General features: G+C 41.5%; 22 protein-coding genes and 1 tRNA gene. 10 read left to right on the top strand and 13 right to left on the bottom strand.

What is annotated here, in order from left to right; genetic code table 11:
- The first annotated feature begins 88 nt into the window (after window positions 1-88).
- A complete protein-coding gene (locus METTI_RS05690) occupies window positions 89-739 on the top strand; it encodes a cobalamin B12-binding domain-containing protein (RefSeq protein ID WP_023844869.1) in 651 nt (216 codons plus the stop codon).
- Window positions 740-746: 7 nt separating this feature from the next.
- On the opposite strand, the gene cysS is transcribed toward METTI_RS05690, so the two are convergent.
- Window positions 747-2,183, bottom strand: a complete 1,437-nt coding sequence (gene cysS / locus METTI_RS05685; RefSeq protein ID WP_048135193.1) for a cysteine--tRNA ligase — start codon at window positions 2,181-2,183, stop codon at window positions 747-749.
- Window positions 2,184-2,205: 22 nt separating this feature from the next.
- A tRNA-Cys gene (locus METTI_RS05680) sits at window positions 2,206-2,278 on the bottom strand.
- A gap of 302 nt (window positions 2,279-2,580) precedes the next feature.
- Here METTI_RS05680 and METTI_RS15065 point away from each other — a divergent pair.
- The 3 genes from METTI_RS15065 to METTI_RS15060 are packed head-to-tail and all read left to right on the top strand — an operon-like array spanning window position 2,581 to window position 10,780.
- Window positions 2,581-8,775, top strand: coding sequence for a PAS domain S-box protein (locus METTI_RS15065; RefSeq protein WP_023844867.1), 6,195 nt, complete (start codon window positions 2,581-2,583; stop codon window positions 8,773-8,775).
- Window positions 8,759-9,211, top strand: a complete 453-nt coding sequence (locus METTI_RS05665; RefSeq protein WP_023844866.1) for a response regulator — start codon at window positions 8,759-8,761, stop codon at window positions 9,209-9,211. The genes METTI_RS15065 and METTI_RS05665 overlap by 17 nt, the downstream gene beginning before the upstream one ends.
- Before the next feature lie 3 nt (window positions 9,212-9,214).
- Window positions 9,215-10,780, top strand: coding sequence for a sensor histidine kinase (locus tag METTI_RS15060; protein WP_023844865.1), 1,566 nt, complete (start codon window positions 9,215-9,217; stop codon window positions 10,778-10,780).
- Window positions 10,781-10,787: 7 nt separating this feature from the next.
- Here METTI_RS15060 and METTI_RS05655 read toward each other — a convergent pair whose 3' ends face one another.
- On the bottom strand, window positions 10,788-11,339 hold the full coding sequence (locus METTI_RS05655; RefSeq protein WP_023844864.1) for an adenylate kinase family protein: 552 nt from the start codon (window positions 11,337-11,339) through the stop codon (window positions 10,788-10,790).
- A 304-nt stretch (window positions 11,340-11,643) separates the two neighbouring features.
- On the opposite strand from METTI_RS05655, the gene METTI_RS15525 reads away from it, so the two are divergent.
- Window positions 11,644-11,799 carry a DUF1328 domain-containing protein gene (locus METTI_RS15525; RefSeq protein ID WP_023844863.1) on the top strand — a complete coding sequence of 52 codons (156 nt, stop codon included), beginning with the start codon at window positions 11,644-11,646 and terminating at the stop codon, window positions 11,797-11,799.
- Window positions 11,800-11,901: 102 nt separating this feature from the next.
- Here METTI_RS15525 and METTI_RS15710 read toward each other — a convergent pair whose 3' ends face one another.
- The 5 genes from METTI_RS15710 to trpD all read right to left on the bottom strand — a co-directional run bounded on the left by METTI_RS15710 (window position 11,902) and on the right by trpD (window position 15,992).
- Window positions 11,902-12,039, bottom strand: coding sequence for a hypothetical protein (locus METTI_RS15710; protein ID WP_156916251.1), 138 nt, complete (start codon window positions 12,037-12,039; stop codon window positions 11,902-11,904).
- A gap of 109 nt (window positions 12,040-12,148) precedes the next feature.
- The gene (locus METTI_RS05645) at window positions 12,149-12,739 is read right to left on the bottom strand and encodes an anthranilate synthase component II (protein WP_023844862.1); all 591 of its coding nucleotides are present in this window, start codon (window positions 12,737-12,739) and stop codon (window positions 12,149-12,151) included.
- Window positions 12,736-14,307, bottom strand: coding sequence for an anthranilate synthase component I (gene trpE, locus METTI_RS05640; protein WP_023844861.1), 1,572 nt, complete (start codon window positions 14,305-14,307; stop codon window positions 12,736-12,738). Before trpE ends, METTI_RS05645 begins: the two co-directional genes overlap by 4 nt.
- Window positions 14,300-14,977 (bottom strand): phosphoribosylanthranilate isomerase, encoded by a 678-nt coding sequence (locus METTI_RS05635; RefSeq protein WP_023844860.1) that lies wholly within the window; start codon window positions 14,975-14,977, stop codon window positions 14,300-14,302. Before METTI_RS05635 ends, trpE begins: the two co-directional genes overlap by 8 nt.
- On the bottom strand, window positions 14,955-15,992 hold the full coding sequence (gene trpD / locus METTI_RS05630; protein ID WP_023844859.1) for an anthranilate phosphoribosyltransferase: 1,038 nt from the start codon (window positions 15,990-15,992) through the stop codon (window positions 14,955-14,957). Before trpD ends, METTI_RS05635 begins: the two co-directional genes overlap by 23 nt.
- Window positions 15,993-16,302: 310 nt before the next feature.
- On the opposite strand from trpD, the gene METTI_RS05625 reads away from it, so the two are divergent.
- Window positions 16,303-16,704 carry a DUF1699 family protein gene (locus METTI_RS05625; RefSeq protein ID WP_023844858.1) on the top strand — a complete coding sequence of 134 codons (402 nt, stop codon included), beginning with the start codon at window positions 16,303-16,305 and terminating at the stop codon, window positions 16,702-16,704.
- A gap of 119 nt (window positions 16,705-16,823) precedes the next feature.
- Here METTI_RS05625 and METTI_RS05620 read toward each other — a convergent pair whose 3' ends face one another.
- The 5 genes from METTI_RS05620 to METTI_RS05600 form a co-directional block, all read right to left on the bottom strand.
- Complete coding sequence (locus METTI_RS05620) at window positions 16,824-17,141, bottom strand: FeoC-like transcriptional regulator (RefSeq protein ID WP_023844857.1); 318 nt, start codon at window positions 17,139-17,141, stop codon at window positions 16,824-16,826.
- Window positions 17,141-17,602: a hypothetical protein gene (locus METTI_RS05615; protein ID WP_023844856.1), complete on the bottom strand. Its 462-nt coding sequence runs from the start codon at window positions 17,600-17,602 to the stop codon at window positions 17,141-17,143. Before METTI_RS05615 ends, METTI_RS05620 begins: the two co-directional genes overlap by 1 nt.
- Before the next feature lie 34 nt (window positions 17,603-17,636).
- Window positions 17,637-19,658 (bottom strand): ferrous iron transport protein B, encoded by a 2,022-nt coding sequence (gene feoB, locus METTI_RS05610; protein WP_023844855.1) that lies wholly within the window; start codon window positions 19,656-19,658, stop codon window positions 17,637-17,639.
- A 29-nt stretch (window positions 19,659-19,687) separates the two neighbouring features.
- The gene (locus METTI_RS05605; RefSeq protein WP_023844854.1) at window positions 19,688-19,924 is read right to left on the bottom strand and encodes a FeoA family protein; all 237 of its coding nucleotides are present in this window, start codon (window positions 19,922-19,924) and stop codon (window positions 19,688-19,690) included.
- A 245-nt stretch (window positions 19,925-20,169) separates the two neighbouring features.
- Entirely contained in the window at window positions 20,170-21,654 is a 1,485-nt protein-coding gene (locus tag METTI_RS05600; protein ID WP_023844853.1) for a cobyric acid synthase, read from the bottom strand.
- A gap of 114 nt (window positions 21,655-21,768) precedes the next feature.
- On the opposite strand from METTI_RS05600, the gene cbiT reads away from it, so the two are divergent.
- The 4 genes from cbiT to METTI_RS05580 all read left to right on the top strand — a co-directional run bounded on the left by cbiT (window position 21,769) and on the right by METTI_RS05580 (window position 24,259).
- Window positions 21,769-22,323, top strand: coding sequence for a precorrin-6Y C5,15-methyltransferase (decarboxylating) subunit CbiT (gene cbiT / locus METTI_RS05595; protein WP_023844852.1), 555 nt, complete (start codon window positions 21,769-21,771; stop codon window positions 22,321-22,323).
- 52 nt (window positions 22,324-22,375) lie between these two features.
- Window positions 22,376-22,987, top strand: a complete 612-nt coding sequence (locus METTI_RS05590) for a cobalt-factor II C(20)-methyltransferase (RefSeq protein WP_023844851.1) — start codon at window positions 22,376-22,378, stop codon at window positions 22,985-22,987.
- A 16-nt stretch (window positions 22,988-23,003) separates the two neighbouring features.
- The gene (gene cobM, locus METTI_RS05585) at window positions 23,004-23,747 is read left to right on the top strand and encodes a precorrin-4 C(11)-methyltransferase (RefSeq protein WP_023844850.1); all 744 of its coding nucleotides are present in this window, start codon (window positions 23,004-23,006) and stop codon (window positions 23,745-23,747) included.
- 62 nt (window positions 23,748-23,809) lie between these two features.
- Entirely contained in the window at window positions 23,810-24,259 is a 450-nt protein-coding gene (locus METTI_RS05580; protein WP_048135192.1) for a cobalamin biosynthesis protein CbiG, read from the top strand.
- Window positions 24,260-24,264: the final 5 nt, after the last annotated feature.

Genomic DNA, 24,264 nt, shown 5'->3' with positions numbered 1-24,264 from the left:
TAATGATTTTTTGTAGTAACTTTATTGATTGCATTCACATCCCGATTTCATCAGGCAGGTTGCGTTGATACAATCAAAAGGGGGTTCAATGTTCAAAAATCAGGAGATTATTTCCAAGGCAAAAGAAGCCATTTTGGATTTTGATGACAAAGCAGCCGAAATGATTGCTAAAGAAGCCCTTGAAGCAGGTATTGATCCTTTAGAGCTCATTGAGGGAAGTTTCACAGGGGCTATGGTCGATGTAGGTGAACAATTTGCAGCAGGTAAACTGTTCCTTCCTCATATGCTTGCAGCAGTTGATGCAACACAGGCAGCAATGTCCATACTTTTACCTGAAATTGAAAAGATGGGTTCTAAAATCAATTTTAAGGGTACGGTTGTTATTGGCACAATTGAAGGAGACATTCATTCCGTAGGAAAGGATATTGTCGCAACGGCTCTCATAATTGCAGGATATAATGTAGTTGATCTTGGCAGGGATGTGCCTATAGAACATTATGTAAAAAAAGCACAGGAAGTAAACGCAGATGTGGTAGCTTCCTCGGCACTCATGACCATTACGATGATCAATCAGATGCGTATAGAAGAACAGCTCACCGAGGCAGGTCTCAGGAATAGTGTCAAAACAATGGTTGGTGGCGCACCTGTTACTCAGGAGTGGGCTGACAGGATTGGTGCAGATATCTACGCTGAAAATGCAAGAAATGCAGTGGACAAGATCAATGCATTATTAGCATGAAAAATGATCATACCCTTTTCCATTTGACTCCTTCTTTCCCATCCTCTATGACAATGCCTTTTTCTTTTAACTTGTCCCGTATAGAATCTGCTGTTGCCCAATCCCTGTCAATACGTGCTTTTTCCCTGAGTTCTATCAGTTCCTTGATATCCTCATCTGAAAGTCCGCTACTTTCCTTTTCAGATGCCTTTTTACTATCATCTTCAAAGATTCCCAGAACTTCATTTATTTCTGAAAAGAAATCAAGTACATTTTCAAGTGAGTTTCTTCCAGGTTTTTCATTTGTTAAAATGGAATTGACTTTGCGGCTGAATACAAAAAGATTACCAATTGCTTCCCGTGTGTTGAAATCATCATCCATTGACTCAACAAATGAAGATCTAGTTTCATCCATGAGTTCTGAGAGGCCGCGATCAGCATTGTTGTCTGTTGCTTCGGATACAGCATGTTTTACGTTTGAGATGGTGTTCAGTAATCTTTGTCTCGCTTTTCCAGCTTCCACAAGCGCATCCTCGCTAAAGTCAATGGTGCTTCTGTAGTGGGTATAAACGATGAAGAACCTGATTGTTCCAGGTGGGAATTTAGCAAGCACCTCTTTTATAGTAAAGAAGTTTCCAAGGGACTTTGACATTTTCTCCTTATCAATGGTCAGAAAACCATTATGCATCCAGTACTTACTGAAAGGATGTTTTCCAGTGCAGCTTTCAGATTGATGTATCTCCGCCTCATGATGCGGAAAAACAAGATCTAGTCCGCCGCCATGGATGTCCAGTTGCTCAGAGCAGTATTTCATGGACATAACAGTACATTCGATATGCCATCCTGGTCTTCCTCTGCCCCAGGGGCTGTCCCAGCCCGGCTCATTCCCTGGAGAATTTTTCCAGAGAACAAAATCGAGCTGATACTTCTTGTCATCTTCTACATCAATTCGGCACCCTGATCCCTCCATTAAACCTTCAACGGTCTGGTGGCTGAGTATGCCTATCCTGTCCGCAGATTTTTGAAGGTCATAGTATACGTTCCCTTTTGAGGTTGCATAGGCTGCGTCGTTATCAATTAGAGTTGCAACGGTGTCAATGATGTCTTCGATATGCTCTGTTACTTTAGGACGGGTATCAGGTTCCATCACTCCAAGAGCCTGCATATCCTCTTCAAAAGATTCAGTAAACTTTTTCGAAAGCTCAAAGGCATCCTCCCCGCTTTCCTTAGCCCTGTCTATTACTTTGTCGTCTACATCAGTGATATTGGATACATAATTGACATTGTATCCTCTATACATCAGATAGCGTCTGATTATGTCAAAAGAAACGTAACTTCTGGCATGCCCCAGGTGGCAGTGGTCGTAAACTGTGGGTCCGCAAACATACATATTTACCTTCTTTCCGTTCAAGGGCACAAAATCCTCGTTTTCCCTTGTCAATGTGTTGTAAACTCTTAGCACCACAGTAAACACCTGATAAATAAAATGCCGAGAGAGAGATTCGAACTCCCGGAAAACCGCTCTGCAGGCGGTCACATTAGCCACTCTGTCATCTCGGCAGGATGATATGAGATTTTAAAAATCCTATACAGCATACTCTATTAATCTATTTATGTTTTCGCATCACAATATTTTATCTGATTTTTCTGGAATAGTATTTTAATATAATTCTACTATGAAAAAATTTATTTATGAATATCTCTAATGATTAACCGGGTAAAGTGTGTAAAATGTTTTCTTATTAATGTCTTTTATCAGAATATCAGGAATGAACCCGATTTCTATGGTTGCTTGAGACCTTAGTAATCATTCCGGTATCTTGACAGGATATGAAAACATAACAAAGGAGTGTCAAATATAGATGTCCGGAGGATCTGGAAAGACCTCAGGTACCCTGTCATTGTCAGGACAGGGTTACATAGCGTTGCTGGGTGCAGCTTTAGCTTTTGTTCTGTTAATGTTCGTCTTCTTGCAAGCCAGCGCTTTATATGAAGAAAATCTGATACTTAACAAGAAATCAGAAGTTAACACACAATTATTCTCCAGTGGCAACACACTGGAAAACCATGTCAACAATGTTTTATCTCATCTTGACGGACTCGATGCTTTTATCAGGGCAAATCCTACACAAGAGGCGATGGATAAGCATTTTGAAGCGTTTGCATTCGGTTTATATTCCGGGTCACCAGCCATTCGTTCTATTGAAGTGTATACCAATTTTTCAGGAGCCTATGTTTATCCTCTTCAAGGTAATGAAATTGTAGCCAACCGCACGCTGGATGATCTGATTAACGATGAACGTCCGCAGGTTCGTAATGATGTACTAAAAGCCATTCAAACCCATGATGCTGTTATTACCGGTCCCTATGAAATGCAGCGTGGTGGCTATGGTATAGTAGTCCGGCAGCCGGTTTACATCAAAGATTCCTTGTGGGGCATTGTTACAATGGTCATCGATGTACCATCGTTGCTTCAGGCATCGGGATTAGTAGTTGGGAATGACAATATAGATATAGCCTTACGTGACGATTCCGATCAGTTGTTATTTGGTTCAGATGACGTGTTCCGGATGGAGCATGAAATCTATTATGTTGTTCTTTCTGATAGGACCTGGGAACTTGCTGCTGTTCCGATAGGTGGTTGGGATAACTCAGTGACAGATACTTTACTGGTATTCCAAAAAGGCGGAATCATCATTGTCATCCTCCTGACATTAGTTGTATATCTTCTGCTGAGTTACAGTGTTTCCCTTAAAAAGGAAATTGAGACTCGTACAGCATCCTTGAATGAATCCGAAAACCGATATCGTCAGTTGTTTGACAATAACTCTGACTCGCTTTTCCTCATTGATGAAAATGGCAGGATACTGGATGCCAATAGGGTTGCAGAGGATCTTTACGGGTATAGCAGAAGTCATTTGTTGGGCATGGTTGCCTGGGATTTGTCCCCGGTTCATCTAAGTGATCCTTCCAAATTCCCGATTACAGAAATCATGAGTAATGGATTGCAGTTCCAGTGGACTCATGTACGCAAAGATGGTTCGCAGTTTCCGGTTGATATCAATGCCAGTCCAATTGTTCTGGATGGCCAGAAGTACATTCTTGCCAGTGTAAGGGATATTACTGAAAGTAAGAAAATAGAAAAAGCTCTTGTTGAAAGTGAAAAGAAATATCGCTTACTCACAGATACTGCAAGGGATTTCATAATAGTTCATGATTTGCAGGGCAAGTTGCTCTATGCGAATAAAATTGCTGTGGAGTTCAGTGGTTATTCAGAATCCGAATTTCTCTCTAAAAACGTGACTGAATTCGTCTCTTCTGATGAACAGGAAAAGATGTATGAACGCAGAGGTCACCGTGTAAATCTCGATAGGAAAACCTTCCTTTATGAAACAAAATTCGTTGACAAAGATGGAAATGAAATTCCAATAGAGGTAAGTTCTGTTCCTATGGAAGACAAGGATGTCACGCCCAGCATCCTGATTGTTGCCCGTAATATCACTGAACGCAAGATCGCTGAGAAGAAGCTCCATGAAAATGAAGAAAAACTGAAATTGTTCATCGAACATGCTCCTGCCGCATTGACAATGCTGGATCGCGATATGCGACATATCGCAGTTAGCCGTAGATGGATGGAAGAGTATCACCTTGGGGATCAGGATATTATTGGAAAATCCCATTACGAAGTTTTCCCTGAAATAGGTGACAGGTGGAAAGAAGTTCATAAGAAGTGTATGAATGGTGAAGTTATTCGGTGTGAAGAGGATCTTTTCGAAAGGGAGGACGGAACAAAACAATGGTTACGTTGGGAGGTTCGACCCTGGCGAACTAACGATGATAAAATCGGTGGTATTGTAATCTTCTCGGAAGATATCACCGAACGCAAAATGACAGAGTCAGCGCTTATTAAAACCGAGGAAATGTTTGCTACAGTATTCAATACTGTGCCTGATAGCATTATACTCACATCTTTTGATGGTAACATCGTCAATGTCAATAATAGCTTCCTGAAGAATAAAGGATACAGAATAGATGAACTTCTTGGTTTTTCTCTCTGTGATCTTGCAATATGGCCTGACTCCGGCATATGTGATCAGTATATTAATCAGCTTAAGTTCAATGGAACTGTGCGAAATTTGGGAATTGATATTCGTACTAAAGAAGGCGAAAATCTCTCGGTTATAATTTCAGGGGATATTATTTCAACAGATTCTGAAAAGTATATACTTACAGTATTCAGGGACATAACTGATCTTAAAAACACAACAGACGAACTAAAGAGGAATAAATCCCTTTTAGATGAAGTTAGTGAGATAGCAAGTGTTGGTGGCTGGAGCCTGGATGTTTCATCAGGGGAAATAGAATGGACTCCTGAGGTGTTCAATATTCATGATATGGATCCTGAGCCGGGAGGCACAGTAAATGTAAGCGAAGGTATGGATTACTATGCACCAGGTTCAAAAGAAATTATCAGCAAAGCTGTTCAGGACGCAATAGAGAAAGTGCAGCCATATGATCTTGAACTTGAGCTGATAACCGCAAAAGGTAATCATAAATGGGTTCGTGCAAGTGGTCGCCCAATTGTTACTGACAACAAGGTTACAAAATTAATTGGTTCTTTCCAGGATATAACGGATCGTAAACTTTCAGAATTTGAACTTTTTAAACAGGATCGTTTACTCAACGAAATGGGAGATGTTGCAAAAATAGGAGGATGGGAGTTTGATGTTTTGTCCGGCAAATCCACATGGACCCGAGAGGTTGCGCTAATTCATGGTTTTGATCCAGATACCAAAGCAAATGTAGACCTGAGTTTGCAATATTATCTTCCGGATTCACGTGAAATAATTTCAAAAGCTTTCCAGAATGCTATTGAAAACGGAGAGCCTTATGATCTTGAGCTTGAATTTATTTCTTCTGAAAATGTGCATAAATGGGTAAGGACAGGTGGACAACCTGTTTTTGAAAATGGCAAAATTGTTAAAGTTGTTGGATTTTTACAGGACATAACTCATCTTAAAAAAGTCGAGTTTGAACTCCAGAAAGAGAGATTGCTCTTGGATGAAGTTGGTGAAATTGCCAGTATTGGCGGCTGGGAGTTTGATGTTGTTACCGGAGAAGGTACATGGACACCTGAAGTTGCAAAGATTCACGGTGTAGATCCAGGTGATCCTACAAATGAAGATATCGGACTGAGTTTCTTCGTATCAGAATCAAAAGAGAGAATTGAGGCTGCAATTCAAAATGCGATTGGTAACGCTGAACCTTATGACCTTGAACTTGAACTAATATCTGCAGACGGTGTGAACAAATGGGTACGTACCATTGGACGCCCTGTTTTAAAAGATGGTAAAGTTGTAAAGCTGACCGGCTCCATGCAGGACATAACTGAGCGTAAGATAGCTGCCGACATGTTACAGGAAAGTGAGCTTCGGGTAAGGAATAAGTTGGATGCTATTCTGGAACCGGAGGGGGATCTTGGGGAACTGGAACTTGCTGATATAGTTGATGTTGAGGCTCTGCAAAAATTGATGGATAAATTTTACCAGCTTACCAAAATGGGTGGAATGGCCATACTTGATCTCAAGGGCAATGTTCTGGTAGCTGTCGGGTGGCAGGACATTTGCACAAAATTCCATCGTGTCCATCCGGAGACATGTAAGCATTGTACTGAAAGTGATGTAGAACTGACTACAGGAGTAGAACCAGGTAAATTCAGGTTCTACAAATGCAAGAATAACATGTGGGATATGGTAACTCCCATTGTAATGGGGGGTTTGCATGTTGGAAACCTTTTCATTGGTCAGTTTTTCCTTGATGATGAAGAGATTTCCTATGAAACATTCAGGAATCAGGCAAATCAATATGGTTTTAACGAAAAGGAATACTTAGAAGCACTTGACAGGGTTCCACGCTGGAGCAGGGAAAAAGTGGATTCGCTGATGACTTATTATTCCCTCCTTACTAATCTGATATCCACATTAAGTTATAGTAATGTCAAGCTTGCAAGGACCCTGAACGAACGTGATGAACTGCTCACATCGCTTCATGAAAGTGAAGAACGTTTCCGTGCTACATTTGAACAGGCAGCTGTTGGTGTGTGTCTGGCCAACATGGATGGGTTCTTACTCCAGATGAATCAGCGCTTTTGTGATATTATAGGATATGATAACGAGGAACTTATCCGGATGAATTTTGCCGATATTACCTATCATGAAGACCTTGGTGACGAATTATCTATGGTTGAAGAGCTGGTTTTAGGAAAAAGAAAAGATTATTCCATCGAAAAACGATATGTTCGTAAAGATGGAAACTTGATATGGGTTAATGTCACTGTTGCAATTGTAAATTCCTCTGCAGGTGAACCTCTGTATTTCATCGCCATGATAGAGGACATTGATTCCAGAAAGCAGGCTGAAGCGGAGATTAAACTGAAAAGCAATGCTCTGGAATATTCACTGAATGGTTTTGATATTATAAATTCAGAAGGTAAATTTATTTACGCCAACAAAGCCTATCTTAAGATGTGGGGGTATGACGATATAAGTGAGATCCTGGGAACTTCTCCTGTCGGCCATTGTAATGACCCCGAAGTTCCGGCAGAGATTATTAGTAATCTAAAGGAAAAAGGCGAATATGCCATTGAATTTACAGCTCTGCGTAAAGATGGTTCCACTTTTGAAGTCCTGATGTATGCTCAGCTTTTTGAGGACATTCAGGGCAATGAAATCTATATGGGTTCTTCTGTTGATATTACAGATCGTAAAAAAGCAGAAGAAGAAATTCTTCGTTATAATGAACGCTTGAATATGCTTCATAATATCGATACGGATATTATTTCCTCAGTATCTTCCGAGGAGATTGCTAATGAAGTGCTTCATCATTTACGTAAACTGGTTCCATGTTCCATTGCAATTATAAGGCTTGTTGATGCCGATACTAACGAAAAAGTTGTTTTTGCAGTAGACTCTGAACACGAATCCCAGTTTGCCACTGGATCACGTTCTCCTCTTGATTCTTTACCCCAACTTGACAGATTAAAGGCCGGGGAAACAGTAATCATTCCTGATTTAAACAAATATAAAACACCGGATTCCGAACTGGGAAAGACATTTTCCGAAGAAGATGTACATTCGGGTTTTGTCGTGCCATTACTTATAGAAGGCGAATTGATGGGTATTTTAAGCCTTGCCTCAGATAAGCCTGATTTCTTTACAAAAGAATATCAGGAAATAGTAACAGAAATTGCAAACCAGCTTGCTATAGCTATACATCATTCAAGCCTGAATGATCAGGTGCGAAAACATGCGGAAGAACTCGAACTACGTGTGGCTGAACGCACATCCCAGCTACAGGAGGCTAATAAAGAACTTGAAGCCTTCACATATTCCGTATCTCACGACCTGCGTGCTCCTTTAAGGGCAATTGATGGTTTTTCAAGAATCATAACTGAAGATTATGAGGAGCTTTTTGATGATGAAGGAAAGCGCCTTTTCAATGTTATAAGGACCAATACACAGAAAATGGACAAACTTATCACAGACCTCCTGGGGCTTTCCAGAGTTGGAAGAAACGAAATGAATTGTGCTCTTATAAGCATGAATGCCATGGTAGAATCAGTCTTCAATGACCTGGCAGCAACTGAAAATAACCATGATATAAAGTTCAGTGTTTCCGAGCTTCCAGACAGTTATGCAGACTCTTCTCTTATAAAACAAATATGGGTCAATTTGCTCTCTAATGCCATTAAATACAGTTCATCCCGGGAAAAAGGTGTAGTTGAAGTAGGTTCTTACACTGAAGATGGAATGAATGTTTATTTCGTAAAGGACAATGGTGTGGGCTTTGATCCTAAATATTCTCATAAGCTCTTTGGAATATTCCAGCGTTTACATAGCGAGAAAGAATTCCCGGGGACAGGTGTAGGACTTGCCATTGTACAGCGGATAGCAAGAAGGCATGGGGGAGATGTCTGGGCCGAAGGGGAACTTGATAAAGGAGCTACATTTTACTTTTCATTACCTATAAAAGAGGGAGACAATGTTTGCGGAGAATGAAGTTGAGATAGTACTTGTAGAGGACAATCCCAATGACAGGGAATTGGCTCTCAGGGCATTGAAAAAGAACAAGATAGCTAATAATATTGTTGTTCTTGAAGATGGGGAACAGGCTATTGATTATCTTTATGGCAGGGGGGAATTTGGAGATCGTGATATAAATGTAAATCCCCGTCTTGTTTTACTTGACCTAAAACTTCCAAAAATGGATGGTCTTGATGTTCTAAAAGTAATAAAAAGCGATCCGGATAAAAAAATGATTCCTGTTGTGATGTTAACCTCATCAAAAGAAGAATCTGATGTTGTTGAAAGCTATCGGCTTGGGGTTAACAGTTATATTGTAAAACCAGTAGATTTCGATAATTTCGTGGAAGCAATACGCAATATTGGTTTTTACTGGCTATTGATGAATGAAAGCCCTAACAAGAAGGAGTGATCTATGGAGCAAAATTCTGATTTGCGAATACTGTTCGTAGAGGATGTCCCTTCTGATACGGAGCTGGCAGAGAGGATACTGCGGAAAGATGGATTGATTTTTAGCTCCATAAGAGTAGAGACTGCCGATGAATTCCTGAAACAGTTAGATGAATTCAAACCCCACCTGATTATTTCCGATTACAGCCTTCCTGTTTTTGATGGCATGAGGGCACTCAAATTGCTTCTGGAATATGATAGCAGCATTCCGTTTATAGTTTTCACTGGCTCCCTCAATGAGGAAACAGCAGTAAAATGTATGAAAGAAGGTGCGACGGATTATGTTCTCAAGGATCGTATCAAAAGATTGCCTTATTCAGTAAGGGAAGCTCTTGATAAAAAAGAAGCTCTTGTGGCAAAAGAAGTTGCAGAAGATTCCCTCAAGGCAAGTGAGGAACGATTAAAGCTTGCTATGGAAGTTTCAGGTCAGGGTTTCTGGGACTGGGATATGGATACTGATAAAGTATATTTCAGTAAGGGCTGGTATTCCATGTTTGGATATAATCCTGGTGACCTGCCGGAAACATTTGATGCATGGAAATCAATTTTACATCCGGAAGATCAGGATGTTGTCATTTCCAGATTACTTGATAATCTGCGAAACAGGGAGCCATTCCAGATGGATTTCAGGATGTGCTCAAGTGATGGCACATGGATATGGATTACAGGTCATGGGAAACCCTTTGATATTGATAAAAACAATGTTCCTCACAGGTCTATTGGAACCTGTATTAATATAACAGACAGAAAACTTGCCGAGGAGCAGATGCTAAGAGCAAGAATTGCTGCTGAGGAGGCTAACCAGTATAAAAATGAGCTGCTGGCCAACATTACCCACGAACTTAAAACTCCTCTGAGTTCTGTTATCGGCTTTTCCGATGTATTGCTGGAAGGTGTATCCGGCCAACTGAATGAGTCACAGCAGGAGTATATTTCAATAATCAACAAAAGTGGAGCCAGGTTACTTGAGCTTGTTAACAGGATGCTGGATTTATCCATGATAGAATCAGGTCGGATGGATTTGAGCTATGAAAGTTTCAGTCCTGATTATGTTCTTTCTATTGTTCTTAAAAGGTCAAGTTCACTGGCTGCCAAAAAGAATATTTGTGTAAATTCAGCTATCGACCCCGGTCTTGAAGAAATAATAGCTGATGCCGATAAGGTTACCGAGATGCTTTACAATGTCGTGGAAAACTCAATTAAATTTACTCCGGAAGGCGGTAAGATATCAATATCTGTAAAGGAAAATTCTGATTATGTTTATTTTGGAGTTTCTGATACGGGAATTGGAATTGAGAAAAAAAATATGGAAAGAATATTCGAACCTTTTGTACAGTTAGATGGTTCTGTAAGCCGCAAACATGGCGGTGTGGGGCTGGGCCTGATGCTTGTCAGGGAATATGTAAAAATGCATAACGGCGACATTCAGGTCGAAAGTGAATATGGCAAAGGAACTACATTCACGCTTAAACTACCCAGAGTTCCTGAAAACCTGAAACAGAATATGCAGGCAAGTCTTGTTGGGAATTAATTGTTATTCAGTCAAATGGATAGTCAAACCAGTCAACAGATCCCGGCCTGAATTCCTCTTCAAGTTCTTCTGTATTGCCGTTTCGCAGTCCCCGGATTATTCGCATGATAGCCTTCTCTGTATTGTCTGCACTTTCTCCGCTAGTATCAAGTTCAAAGACTTTTTCACACCACTCCACTGATTCTGCAAGGATTATATCAAGAGCCTCAGCTTCGAGATTTTCCTTTACTTTTTCTTCGGAGTAATTCCTTTTTTCAAGTCTTCCTCTTAGTATTGCAGGGTCAGTTCTCAGTACAATAACAATATCAGCAATGTGGTGGGAGAGGTGACTATCAACTATCGTTACAGGATATGACCTGTCATGAAGCTCAAGGACTCTGTCATAAACCCTGTCCATATCAGCAACAACACAGTCTCTTTCCGAATCAACTTCAGAGTAAAGTTTTTCTTCTTTTATCAGTTCATTGAGATGGATTACCTGATAAAACCGCTCCTTTTCAAGCAGTTTTGTCACGGATGTTTTTCCAGTTCCCGGAGTTCCTGTGATACCGATAAGCATAGTTAAGAATAAGTATACTAGTGCTTAATTCTTGTGATGTTCTTTGGTTTGCATTAATAATTTTTCTCCCTTAATTACATATACTAAAATTGCATAATAAATAATAGTGGGGAGAGCTTTAAGATGGATAAACTATGTTATCCTCTTTTCTTTCTGCATTGAACATCGGAGTGGGAAATATAGCATAGCCGGAAATACTGCTGTAGCAATACGATGTATGATGGTGAAAAGTTAAATTAAGATGTTCCTAGCGGATGCTGTATTTCATCAGATTATTTAAACAAAATAAGCAAAGGAGAATAAAATGGCGTCTTTAATAGGACTTTCTATAGCATTTCTAGTATTGGCCCTGGTAGCTTACATTTTTGGAGCAAGAGGAATTGCTGGTTTGTCTATGGAAATTGCAAAATGGCTGGTAGTTATCTTTGTGATACTTGCGATCATATCTTTTTTCTTCTAACAAAAACCGGCTATTGATTTGATTTCTTAACAACAGAAAAGTGTAAATTCATCGTTTTTTGCGATGAATTACAAATTTAATTTTTGTTATAAGATGTTGTTCTTATCCTGAAATCCTGATAGGTTCCTTCCAGTAATCTCCGTTTCTTGCAGAATCAACAGACTTTCTTGCTCCAGTCCAGCGTTTTCTCCAGGAAGCTTCCCATGGTCTGTTTTTTGGATTAATGCCATATTTTCCCAAATGAATACTTCCTCCTTTGTGTTTTGTTTTTGTATATGGAAAATTGCAGAGAATTCTCTAAGCAATCTGGAAATGAGTTACAGAGTAAAATCTCTGCAACAATAATTAGCTAGTTCTTTTGCATCTGTTCAGCAATTTTCAGGAAATTCTTGACAATCCACAATCCTTCTTCGGTAAGTATGGATTCCGGATGGAATTGTACACCGTACACTGGATATTCTTTGTGTTCAACTGCCATGATTATATCATCATCTGTCTTTGCAGTGACTTTGAGGTCATCTGCCAGTTTCTCAATGGCAAGTGAATGGTATCTTCCACCCTTAAACTTGTCATCAAGTCCTTCAAAAAGCGGAGATTCCTCATGACTGATATCAGATGTTTTTCCATGAATCGGGCCACCCTTTGCATGTCCGATGGTTCCGCCAAACGCGGTATTTATCGCCTGGTGGCCAAGACAAACTCCGAGTACAGGTTTTTCAGGACCAAATTCCCTGATAACATCAAGGCATGAACCAATATCTTCTGCTTTGTGAGGTGTGCCAGGTCCCGGGGAAATCACGATTGCATCAGGGTTGATTTCCTTTACTTCTTCAAGGGAAATGGTGTTAGGAACGACCATGGTATCAGGTTCGTATATGGACACATAGTCCACAAGATTCCAGACAAAAGAATCCTTGTTGTTTATGAACAATACCTTCATTGTTTTCCTCCTATGGCCTTTATCATTGCAGCCATTTTCCTTTCGGTTTCGTTGTATTCGTATGTCGGGTCCGAGTCAGCTACAATACCGGCTCCTGCCTGTACGTAAGCTGTGTTATTCTTGATAAGAACTGTCCTTATAACAATTGCAAAGTCTGCGTCTCCATTCCATGAATAGTAACCCACGCCGCCGCCATAGATGCCTCTTGACTCAGGTTCAAGTTCATCTATTATTTCCATTGCCCTTATCTTTGGTGCACCGGAAAGTGTTCCGGCAGGGAATATGGCACGTGTAGCATCGAACTGGTCACATTCGTCCCTGAGTTCGCCGCTGACTGTACTTTCGATGTGCTGGAGGTGGGAATACTTAACCACGCTCATAAGGTCATCAACTTTAACGGTCCCGCCTTTTGAGACCATTCTGACATCATTGCGTCCAAGGTCAACAAGCATCACGTGTTCTGCACGTTCTTTCTTGTCGCTTAGCATCTCCTGTGCAAGTTCTCTGTCCTCTTCATCATTATTTCCACGTGGACAGGTTCCTGCAATAGGATTTGTGATGACTTTCCTGTCAAAGACTGTCATAAGTGTTTCGGGGCTTGCACCCACGATACCGATATCCTTGAAGTTGAAGATATACATGTAAGGACTCGGATTGATGTTCCTGAGTCTGATGTAGAGTTGCAGTGGTGTCTGCTTCATTTTCACAGTGTATCTGCGTGAAGGGACTACCTGGAAAATATCACCGTCAATGATGTGCTGTTTTGCAATTTTCACAGCTTCTTCATAGGCCGCCTGCTCCATATTGGCAACCGGCTGTTCAGTATCTGCTGCAGGAATATCCTCACTGATACTTATGACTGAAGCCATTTGAAGTGATCTTTCCATGAGTTGAGCTTCAGATACAGCATGCTCGTAAACGTCCGCAAGGTCACTTGATTCAGTTACAAAGGGTGTGATTACTATGTATGTCTCGTTTGTTATATGGTCGAAGACAAAGGTCTTTGACATGATTGCGAAATGCATGTCAGGTACATCTGCATCAGGTTTCTTGTCCCGGTCTAACCATGAATCGTAAACAAGGTCGTAGCTGTTATAACCGATAGCTCCTCCCAGAAATGTCTGCCTGTCAAAGCGCTTCTGGTTCAACATCTGAGTTCCGGTGCTCGTAGGATATATCTTCCTGAAAGCTGCCAGAGCATCGTCACCTTCGTTTACCTTTACTCTGAACTTACCACCGATAAGTGATTCTACATCTCCCATTGACTTGAGCTTGTTGTAGATGTGCTTTGTAAGTTCGGAGTTCATCTGGCATTCGATTGTGATATATCTGTCTTTGATAGACACAACCATCTCAGGTTCGTAACCTACAAATGAATACCTTGCATGCCTTTTTTCCTTTTCAACTGATTCAAGCAGATAGGAATGTCCTGCATTCTGCAGGGTTGCATAGAGTTGTAGCGGGCTGCAAATGCTATCCACTTTTGTCATGAGCTGCACTATGGCAGGCTTCTGTGAATTTTCAAAGAGGGTTTTGAAATCCTCTATATTAAGATCAAAATCAACCATTGATACACCTTGCTTCTTTTATAAACCTGCATACCTTTGCAGGGTCTTTCTTTCCATCTGTTTCCACACCTGAAGCGGTATCCACGGCAAAGGGCATTACCTTGTTAACCGCATCCCTGACATTATCAGCTTTCAGTCCTCCGGCAAGTATCACCGGAGCTTCTGTGTTCTCTACTATTTTCCTGCTGATTGACCAGTCGTGCACAAGTCCTGTGCCGCCACTTGCTCCTGCCTTACCTGAATCAAGGAGTATGCCGTCTATCAGGTCATTCTCATAGAGGGAATCTATCTCTGCTATTATTTCAGATGGCAGTTCCCTGCATTCCACCGGCACGACAAATGTCCTGATTATCTTCTGGTGTGTGTTGTTACGTATGATCGCTATTTCATCTGCGCTGAGATTGTTATGAATCTGAACTACATCCGGCCTGACTTTCTCAATTAGTTCCAGAGCTTCCTGTCCGTTTTCTGGCATTATCACAAGCAATGAGTCAACAAAGAAAGGCACTTTCTTTACGAGTTCTGAAGCAGTCTGCGCGTCCAGTTTCCTGGGTGTGTTCACAGGAACTTCTGTGATGAAACCCACAGCGTCGGCTCCGCAGCTTACTGCCAGTTCGATATCCTCAGCAGTTTTCATTCCGCATATCTTAACTCTGGGCAGATGCTTCATCTATGACTCCCTGAATGTTGTCATCATCACTGAATTCGATGAGTTTCGCCAGTGCTTTGCCGCTGTCAAGTACTTCCTCTACCATAGGAACTGCTTCTTTGACAGAGGCTGCCTTGCCGGCAACATAAAGTGCAGCGGCCGAGTTCATTACAATGATGTCTCTCTTCGGTCCCTTCTCACCCTTCAATATTCTTATGATATCTGTTGCATTCTCCTTAGGTGTGCCGCCTGCAATATCCTCCGGAGTTGCTCTGTTTATTCCAAGTTCTTCTGGAGTGAGTGTGTAAGTAGTGATGTTTCCGTCTTTGAGTTCAGCAACGTATGTTTCTGAGAAATTGGATATCTCATCCATGCCGTCACCGTGAACTACCATTGCCCTGTCAACACCGAGCTTTTTCATGACCTGTGCGAAGGGCTCGCAGAGACTTTTGTCAAATACGCCTACAAGCTGCACTTTAGCATTAGCAGGGTTGGTGAGTGGTCCGAGAATGTTGAAAACTGTCCTGACTCCCATTTCCTGTCTTATTGGTCCGACCCTTTTCATGGCAGGATGGAAGATCGGTGCGAACATGAATCCGATTCCGTTCTTTTCTATAGACTGGGTTACTTCTTCAGGTGCTTTGTCCACTTTTATTCCGAGTTCTCTCAGGACATCGGCACTACCGGAAAGTGAGGTTATTGAGCGGTTACCGTGCTTTGCGACAGCCACGCCGGTTGCTGCGGTAACTATTGCAGATGCTGTTGAGATATTGATGGTGTTACGCTTGTCTCCGCCGGTTCCCACTACATCCACAAGTGCACCTTCAACTTTAGGGGCAATTGTGTTTGCAGCTTTTTTCATACCGGTTGCAAAACCTGCAATCTCATCCGGGGTCTCTCCCTTCATTTTAAGAGCAATGAGGAGGCCACCTATCTGTGCGTCTGTGGCCTTTGTGAATATCTTTGTGATAGCATCCTCCGCTTCTGTAATTGTGAGGTCCTGCTTTTCACTTACTTTCTTGATGTAGTCCTTCATGTTAGCACCTTTCAACGCAATAATGTATATATATGTACAATATTGATTAAAGATGACTAATTATATTTAAGGATTATGGGTTTGGATGCTTTGTGTAGAAAATAGTATTTTTGCTTGACTTTATACCTATAATCCTAATTTCAAAATTTGCTTTTTTCTATTTTCATAAGTAGTTTAGTCTACATCCAGAAATGTCATAATTCAAAAAATATAGTAATTTCAATCATATCTTGTATATACAGTAATTTTTAAGTAATTTGTATACTTTTGAACAGCAAATCTCATTTTATTCAAATATCGGAGACAAATAATGAAAATAAGAGTTGTAAGTTCAAAAGAAGAAATCAATAACATTGGTCCAAATGAGGAAATGATTCATCTTGCCTTCAGGCCATCAAATACAGACATCTTAACACTCATAACAAACTGTCCTGATGTGAAAGCACTCCACATACCAACTTCCTATATAAAAACAATTTCCAAATCCACTCAGATGTTTTTGGATATGAAAGGCGTTGCACTCATAGAAGGTGATGTATGGGGTCATAGAAAGGACATCAATGAGTACTCTGAAGTTTCAGAAACTGTATATGAACGTTTCGATCAGTTCAGGAAAGATGGTTTTTCTGATGATGAAATTGCAGCAAAGATGGAACGAGAACTGCATATGAGCACTGATCTGATTAAGTTCCTGCTTAAAAACAAAAAGTGATGTTATTCAGATAACTGAATACCTTATTCTTTTTACAGAACAATATAAAAGGGTGATTTCGGTTTACAAATGAAAATACGTCAGAAATTAATAAACAAAACGAAGAGTAAACATAAACATCAGTTTAATGTCTGCTCTCCGCACAAAGCTCTGCCTTTATCGGTCAATTTGTATGATTTCATATTCATGCTTCTGGAAGAAAGTTCAGGGCCTGCGCAGACCCTTGAACAGCCTTTGCAGCCGCCTGAACACTCATGTACTGCCGCATTTTCAATACAGCATTCGATGTCGCCTTTTTTTTCCATGATAGCAAGCAAGTCCTTGAACTCATCCTGCCGCAGGTTAAGCCTGTCAGCAATGGTTCGTGTGGTAAGGTTCTCTCTTGAATCCATCATCTTTGCCATTCTTCTAAGAAAATATCTGTATCCTACTACCATTAAGCTCCCTCCCTGAATACAAGTACTTCATTAAGTGAGAAACTGTCCTTCCAGTGGAATATTCCAAAAAGCGAAAGTATTCCCAGGTAAATTCCAGGTCTGAATGCTTCCATTATGCTCCAGCCTTCGTAATCATCTGGAACTATGAATGAATCCAGCAGGTTGCCACCCATGATAAGCAGGTAAACTGCCGCAAATATCAGTGACATCAGGATTCCCACGTAAACAAAAGAGACTCCTGCATTAATACCCTGAAGCATCTCCCGCAGTCCGTTGAGGAATACTGCACCAATTACTACAAGACAGAGTCCACCAAGGATGTCTCCCGGAATAAACAATAATCCTGCCATTCCCGTATCGATTCCAAGACCCTCTACAATGTGCAGGAGTCCAAAGAAAGCATACAGCACTCCCGCGAGTGCTGCAAATGCCATTTCTTTATTGCCGTAACTTCTTTTCATATCTATTATCTCCCTAATGTTTCAGGTCATAGTATCAGGCCAGCAGCCCCATACGTGTGCCGACCTGATATATCACAAATGCAAATACCCATGCCAGTGTGGTTCCGTAAACCAGCTGGAACAATGTCCATTTCCAGGAACCTGTTTCTCTTTTAATCACACCTATGCAGGCGAAACATGGTACGTAAAGGAGAGTGAACACCATGAGTCCAAGTGCTGCAAGAGGTGTCATTGCTCCGGCTGCGAGTATGTTTGAGAGACTCTCTTCGTCTTCACCGACTCCGTAAAGTACACCCATGGACCCGACTACAATTTCTTTTGCCACAATACCGAAGACCAGTGCCACCGCGATCTTCCAGTCAAATCCAAGTGGTGCGACAAGAGGTTCGAGTATCTGCCCTATCATTCCGATTACGGATTCTGTTGTGCCATACACCTCTTCGGACGCGAATGTTCCACTGCTTCCGGGAGCAGGAATTGATGCCAGTAACCATACACCGACCACACCGATCAGAATGATTGTACCGGCTTTCTTGAGGTATATCTTTCCTCGCTCCCACATGTGGATAAGACTTCCTTTGAGAGTTGGTAACTTATATGACGGGAGTTCCATGATGAAAGGTGTATCTTCGCCCTGCAGAATGGTACTGCGCATGAGTTTTGCACTTAATATGGCAACCAGGATTCCAAGAGCATACAGACCGAATATGACTACTCCTGCGTCATGTCCGAAGAAAGCCCCGGCCAGGAGAACATAAACCGGAAGCCTTGCTCCACAGGACACAAAAGGAGCTATCAGGATGGTGATGAGCCTGTCTCTGGTGTCTTCGATGGTACGGGTAGCCATAATGGCAGGCACGTTACATCCGAATCCCATTACAAGGGGTATGAAAGATTTGCCGTGAAGCCCGAACTTGCTCATGACTTTATCCATTATGAATGCGGCTCTGGACATGTAACCGCTGTCTTCCATAAGAGAAATCATGAAGAAGAGCAGGAGGATGTTTGGAAGGAAAATGATCACTGAACCTACACCTGCGATCATTCCTTCTCCGATAAGGGATGCCATCCACGGGACAGGAATTACGTTTGTTGCTGTTTCTGCCATCCATCCGAAGAATATATCGATTATATTCATGAATGGGGTTCCAAATGTGAAAGTAACTTCAAAAGCTGCCCACATGAGCGACAGGAAAATCGGTATTCCCAGTACTTTGTTTGTTACTACTCTGTCCACCATGTCAGATCCGGTGAGACGGCATGTATTGATGTTACATACCTGTTTCAGCATTGTCTGTATAGTCTTGTATCTCTGGTCTGCTACCTTTGCTTCAAGAGTTTCAGCATCGGTTTGATTCAGTATTTTTTGTATTTCCGGGTAACTATCACTCTCCCTTGCTTTTTTGATTATATTCTCGTCGCCCTCAAGCAACTTTAAACTGAACCATCGTGAAGGATAATGTGCAAAATACGGGTCACTGTCAAGAATAACTCCTAGTTTCTCAACATTTTCTTCAATCTGATCGTCGTAGTTGAATACATTCTCTGTAACCCTTGTTTTGTGTAATTCGTCTGTGACTGCATCAAGAAGTCCTTCAATTCCATTTCCCTTGCTTCCTATCGTGGATATAACCGGAACTTCTAAAAATTCCTGCATCTTCTTTTCATCAATATTGTCACCTTTTGCAAGTGCAAGGTCTGTCATATTGAGCGCAATCACAAGCCGGACTCCAAGTTCCATCAACTGGGTCGTGAGGTACATGTTCCTCTCAAGGTTTGTTGCGTCAATGACCTGCACCACAACGTCCGGCTTCTCTTCAATAATAAAATCACGGGCAATAATCTCGTCAAGCGAGTATGCTGTAAGACTGTATGTTCCAGGGAGGTCAACAATCTCCATCATCACATCGTTGTGCACTTTTTTTCCGATCTTGCGTTCCACCGTAACGCCGGGCCAGTTGCCCACGTGCTGTTTTGAACCCGTTATTGCGTTGAATATTGAAGTCTTTCCAACATTCGGGTTCCCGGCAAGTGCAACAGTAATTTTTTCTGTCATTCTACCACCATTGTCTCTTTTTCATGCGGCTACTTGACAACCTCTACAAGAACAGTTTCAGCTTCCTTTTTTCGGAGTGAAAGATTGTAACCTTTAAGTTTGAATTCAACAGGATCGCCTAATGGTGCCCTTCTGATAACGTCTACTCTTGTACCGGGAGTGAGTCCCATGTCCAGAATCCTTTTTCTTGAAGACTTCTGGCCTGTTACTTTCAGAACCTTTACGGAGGTTTCAGGCTCTATGAAATCCAGTGTTTTTTCATTCATGTTATGACCTTATGTTTGTTTACTTTTAGTAGGTAAGCCTAACATGATTAATTTAGTATATACTATTTTTGGTCAACTCTTTTTTGTTGCACAATATATTATGTATTGTTAGGTTGATATTATTTTGAAATACCGATGACGTCTAATGGTTACATTTTTTGCAGCAGAGCTATCGCTATTTTCAAAAAAGCACTCAGGTAAAACCAAATAAAACCAGAATGATAAAAAAGATTAGTTGAAGACCATTACTGGCCTTCGATAAGTTCGTATATCTTGTCCATGTCAAGGCAGCTTTCAACTACCCGGGCAAGTTCCTCATAAGCTTCATCTTCTGTAGTGACGGTTTCAGGTTGATAATCCACACCTTTCTTTTCAGTAAGATAGATCATGAGTGCATGACGTATGTTTGCATTTTCGAAAAGTCCGTGCAGGTATGTTCCCACTACGGTTCCGCTTTCATCAATACTGCCGTCATCACCGAATACCGTCCTTGGTGTCTTTGTTGCGCCCATGTGGATCTCGTATCCCCATATTTCCTCGCCTTTAATATGGTTGAATATAGGTCCTTCTGCAACAATCTTCTTTTTGACCTGGACTGTTTTCTTTTTGTATTCGCCGAATGCAGTTTCGGTTTCAAGAAGACCCAGGCCTTCATAATCTGCCTCAACTCCATTCTCAATGCCGGAATCATGGATGACTTTTCCAAGCATCTGGTAGCCGCCGCAAATACCAAAGATCACTGCCTTGTCTTTGAGTTTCTTTATCCGGGCATCCATGCCGCTTGACTGCAGGTCAAGGAGATCGCTTACTGTGTTCTTTGTACCTGGTATTATAACACAATCAGGGTTACCCAGTTCATCATCAAGGTCTACGTACCTGACATTTGCAATTCTTTCAAGTGGCTCGAAATCTGTGAAATTCGATATCCTTGGCAGGCGGATTACTGCAATGTCAATATCATTGATTTCCTCAATTTCTTCACGGCCTTTTTTCTTTTTCCTGATTGCCATTGAGTCTTCAGAGGGAATCTTGAGTTTTGAATAAGGCAGAACACCAAGTACCGGTACGTCTGTAAGGTCTTCCAGTTGTTTAAGCCCGGGCTCGAGAATTGCAGGGTCTCCTCTGAATTTGTTGATCACAAATCCTTTGAGATTTTTACTTACATCTTCCGGTAAGAGTTCCTTTGTACCGTAAAGACTTGCAAAGACGCCGCCTGATTCGATATCTCCGACCAGGATTATGGGTGCCTGTGTAATACGTGCTGTGCCGATGTTGACGATATCACGGTCATAAAGGTTTATTTCCGCGGCACCGCCTGCTCCTTCCATAACTATGAGATCATATTCAGACTCCAGTCTTTCAAGGGCACCTCTGAGTACTCCATGCATTTCTTCTATTGAATCATAGTAATTTCCGGCAGATTTGTCTGCATATGGTTCACCGAGTACGATCACCTGTGAGGTCCTGTCTCCTTTTGGTTTGAGAAGCACCGGGTTCATGTCTGCCGTGGGGTCAACTCCGGCGGCTTTAGCCTGGATAGCCTGGGCAATTCCAATTTCCTTCCCATCTTTTGTTATCCATGAATTCAGGCTCATGTTCTGGGCCTTAAATGGTGCAACCTTGTATTTTCTGGAGAGTATTCTGCACAGGCCAGTAACCATTATGCTCTTGCCCACATCTGATGCAGTACCCAATACCAGTAATTTTTTTGCATTTTTCTTGTTTTCCATTGCAACCGCCCTAATAATATTTTTGGATTTTCATACTATTTCGCAATAATGCAACAGTTTTATGAAGGGCAACTTATATCTACTTAACTCCAGTTTATCTTAGTTAGGTGGAACATGACTGAACTTTTGCATGTAAGTGGCGGCCCTACAAAACCAGAAATTATCGCAGTTTCGTTATCTAAACTTGATTTAACCGACGGTTGCAGATTTTTTGATATTGGTTGTGGAACAGGAGCCGTGTCAATAGAAGCTTCAAAAATGGTACGTGACATCAGTATATGCGCTATTGATGCAAGGGAAGAAGCCATTAGTGTGACGAAGAAAAATTTCGAAGCATTTAAGATTAACAATGCACAAGTGTTTTCCGTCGAATCATCTGAAATCCTTGAAAAACAGGAAATTGGTTCAATAGATTGTGCATTCATTGGTGGCACGAAAAATATTTCCCGTGTGCTTGAAGTGCTTGCCGAGAAAAAGGCAAAAAGTATTGTATTGAATGCGGTCAGAATCGAAACTGTCGTAAACGTAATAAACAAGATGAAAGAACTTGACTTATTCGAAGAAGCACTGCATATAATAGTGTCTCGCAGTGCACCGATTACTGGCGAAACCATGTTCAAGCCGGAGAATCCGATATACATTATCGTCGGCAAGTCCGGTAAAAACTGAATTTGACTTGTAATTTATCTTTAAATTTATCTTTATTTAATGGTGATAAAAAATGCTTGTAGGAGTAGGACTTGGTCCGGGAGATCCGGAGCTTCTGACATTGAAAGCTGTAGAAAGCCTGAAAAAGGCATATAAGGTATATGTGCCTGGACGTATGGCAGCTGACCTGGTAGCACCTTATGCAGAATCAGAGATTCTTGATTTCCCAATGCTGACTGATTATGAGGTACTCAATGAGGTCTGGAAAAAGAATGCTGATATGCTTGCTGAGGAATCAAAGGACAATCTTATTGTCTTTGGTCTAATTGGCGACCCTAATTTCTTCTCAACCTTCACACACTTAAAACGTGTGATGAAAAAATTCTATCCTGATGTTGAGACCGCAACAATTCCGGGTATCAGCTCAATTACATCATTCGCTGCACAAACTGGTGCTGAAGTTGACTCCTCTTTTGAGGTAAGCGATGGTTCAGACAGCAAGTACAGGATAAGACTCAAGGCAAGCAGACCACTTGAGATAATCGAATCATATGAAAAGGAAGGATTTAACAAGTTTACTTTCTGTGAGCGCCTTTTCAGCGACAGGGAAGTAATTATCACAGAAAGAGAAAAGATTCCTGAAAAGGGCAACTATTTCAGCATAATCTACGCCCAGAAGGAATAATCACAAGGTGAATCTAATGGTAGATAAGAAAGTATATTTTGTAGGGTCCGGCCCGGGAAATGCAAAATACATAACCGTAATGGGCAAAGAGCTTCTTGAAGGGGCTGACCTTGTAATCTATGCAGGTTCCCTTGTAAATCCTGAAGTTGTCAATTATTGCAAAGGGGAAAAGATCGACAGTTACGGACTTACCCTTGATGAGACTAACAAACTTATAGTTGATAATCTTGAAGCAGGTAAGAAGGTTGTAAGATTACACAGCGGTGACCCATCACTCTATGGTTCTATCGTCGAGCAGATAGAAGAACTGAAGAAATTTGATGTAACGGTTGAAATCATCCCTGGTGTGTCTTCAGTGTTTGCAACGGCAGCAGCACTTCAAACCCAGCTTACACTTAACGAGGTTTCAGAAACCCTTATAATCACACGTCCTGCAGGCAAGACACTTGAAAAAGACCAGATTACAGAGCTTTCAAGACACGGTGCAACCATGGCAGTCTTCCTGGGAACCCAGAAGATCGAGCAGATCATGGAGAAGGTGGAATATCCTGATGACACTCCCGTTGCAGTTGTCTTCCATGCATCATGGCCTGACCAGAAGATCATTAAGGGCACTGTTGCAGACATTGCCAGTAAGGTTAAGGAAGCAGGTATCAAGCGCTCCGCAATGATTCTTATCGGTGGAGTTGTAGAGCCTGTAGAATATGGTAACTTTGGGAGGTCTTACTTATACGGAGTGGCACAAGAACCGCTGTCATAACCTTTGAGAGAAATCTTGAGGTTGCAGAGCGACTGGCAGAACATCTGGATGCAGATATCCTGATGTTCGATAAAACCATTTTCAGGAAGGCATTCGAAGAATATGATGCTATCGTGGCAGTTTTTGCCACCGGCATTGTAGTCCGTGAGATTGCACCGCTTATTGTGGATAAATGGAGGGATCCAGCAGTTGTAGTTGTAGATTCCAACATGAATTTTGCAATTCCACTGCTTGGAGGTCATCATGGCGGCAATGAGGTCGTCAGGAAGATCGCTGAGATAGGACCTGTTCCAGTTGTAACTACTGCTACTGAAGTTCACAACAGGAATTCTGTGGAAGGAATTGCCAAGTCTCTTGGATGTGATATTGTCAACAAGCCATCCACTGTTCAGGTGAACTGCGCTCTGCTTGATGAGGATGTTGAAGTCCTCGAAATTAAAGGTCCGAAGATCGTCATAGTCGGTGACGATGTTTCTGTCTTGAAAAGAGAAGAAAAGGCTGAGGACAAATGATCATA

Source organism: Methanolobus tindarius DSM 2278 (assembly GCF_000504205.1).
GTDB classification, from domain to species: domain Archaea; phylum Halobacteriota; class Methanosarcinia; order Methanosarcinales; family Methanosarcinaceae; genus Methanolobus; species Methanolobus tindarius.
The sequence above is the reverse complement of the archived record's forward strand: the minus strand, read 5'-3'. Positions and strand labels throughout refer to the sequence as shown.

Bases quoted from the DNA above. Each gene is read 5' to 3' on its own strand.
- METTI_RS05690 (WP_023844869.1), top strand. From the start codon at position 89: ATGTTCAAAAATCAGGAGATTATTTCCAAGGCAAAAGAAGCCATTTTG.
- METTI_RS15065 (WP_023844867.1), top strand. From the start codon at position 2,581: ATGTCCGGAGGATCTGGAAAGACCTCAGGTACCCTGTCATTGTCAGGA.
- METTI_RS05665 (WP_023844866.1), top strand. From the start codon at position 8,759: ATGTTTGCGGAGAATGAAGTTGAGATAGTACTTGTAGAGGACAATCCC.
- METTI_RS15060 (WP_023844865.1), top strand. From the start codon at position 9,215: ATGGAGCAAAATTCTGATTTGCGAATACTGTTCGTAGAGGATGTCCCT.
- METTI_RS05655 (WP_023844864.1), bottom strand. From the start codon at position 11,339: ATGCTTATCGGTATCACAGGAACTCCGGGAACTGGAAAAACATCCGTG.
- METTI_RS15525 (WP_023844863.1), top strand. From the start codon at position 11,644: ATGGCGTCTTTAATAGGACTTTCTATAGCATTTCTAGTATTGGCCCTG.
- METTI_RS05645 (WP_023844862.1), bottom strand. From the start codon at position 12,739: ATGAAGGTATTGTTCATAAACAACAAGGATTCTTTTGTCTGGAATCTT.
- trpE (WP_023844861.1), bottom strand. From the start codon at position 14,307: ATGGTTGATTTTGATCTTAATATAGAGGATTTCAAAACCCTCTTTGAA.
- METTI_RS05635 (WP_023844860.1), bottom strand. From the start codon at position 14,977: ATGAAGCATCTGCCCAGAGTTAAGATATGCGGAATGAAAACTGCTGAG.
- trpD (WP_023844859.1), bottom strand. From the start codon at position 15,992: ATGAAGGACTACATCAAGAAAGTAAGTGAAAAGCAGGACCTCACAATT.
- METTI_RS05625 (WP_023844858.1), top strand. From the start codon at position 16,303: ATGAAAATAAGAGTTGTAAGTTCAAAAGAAGAAATCAATAACATTGGT.
- METTI_RS05620 (WP_023844857.1), bottom strand. From the start codon at position 17,141: ATGGTAGTAGGATACAGATATTTTCTTAGAAGAATGGCAAAGATGATG.
- METTI_RS05615 (WP_023844856.1), bottom strand. From the start codon at position 17,602: ATGAAAAGAAGTTACGGCAATAAAGAAATGGCATTTGCAGCACTCGCG.
- feoB (WP_023844855.1), bottom strand. From the start codon at position 19,658: ATGACAGAAAAAATTACTGTTGCACTTGCCGGGAACCCGAATGTTGGA.
- METTI_RS05605 (WP_023844854.1), bottom strand. From the start codon at position 19,924: ATGAATGAAAAAACACTGGATTTCATAGAGCCTGAAACCTCCGTAAAG.
- METTI_RS05600 (WP_023844853.1), bottom strand. From the start codon at position 21,654: ATGGAAAACAAGAAAAATGCAAAAAAATTACTGGTATTGGGTACTGCA.
- cbiT (WP_023844852.1), top strand. From the start codon at position 21,769: ATGACTGAACTTTTGCATGTAAGTGGCGGCCCTACAAAACCAGAAATT.
- METTI_RS05590 (WP_023844851.1), top strand. From the start codon at position 22,376: ATGCTTGTAGGAGTAGGACTTGGTCCGGGAGATCCGGAGCTTCTGACA.
- cobM (WP_023844850.1), top strand. From the start codon at position 23,004: ATGGTAGATAAGAAAGTATATTTTGTAGGGTCCGGCCCGGGAAATGCA.
- METTI_RS05580 (WP_048135192.1), top strand. From the start codon at position 23,810: ATGTTCGATAAAACCATTTTCAGGAAGGCATTCGAAGAATATGATGCT.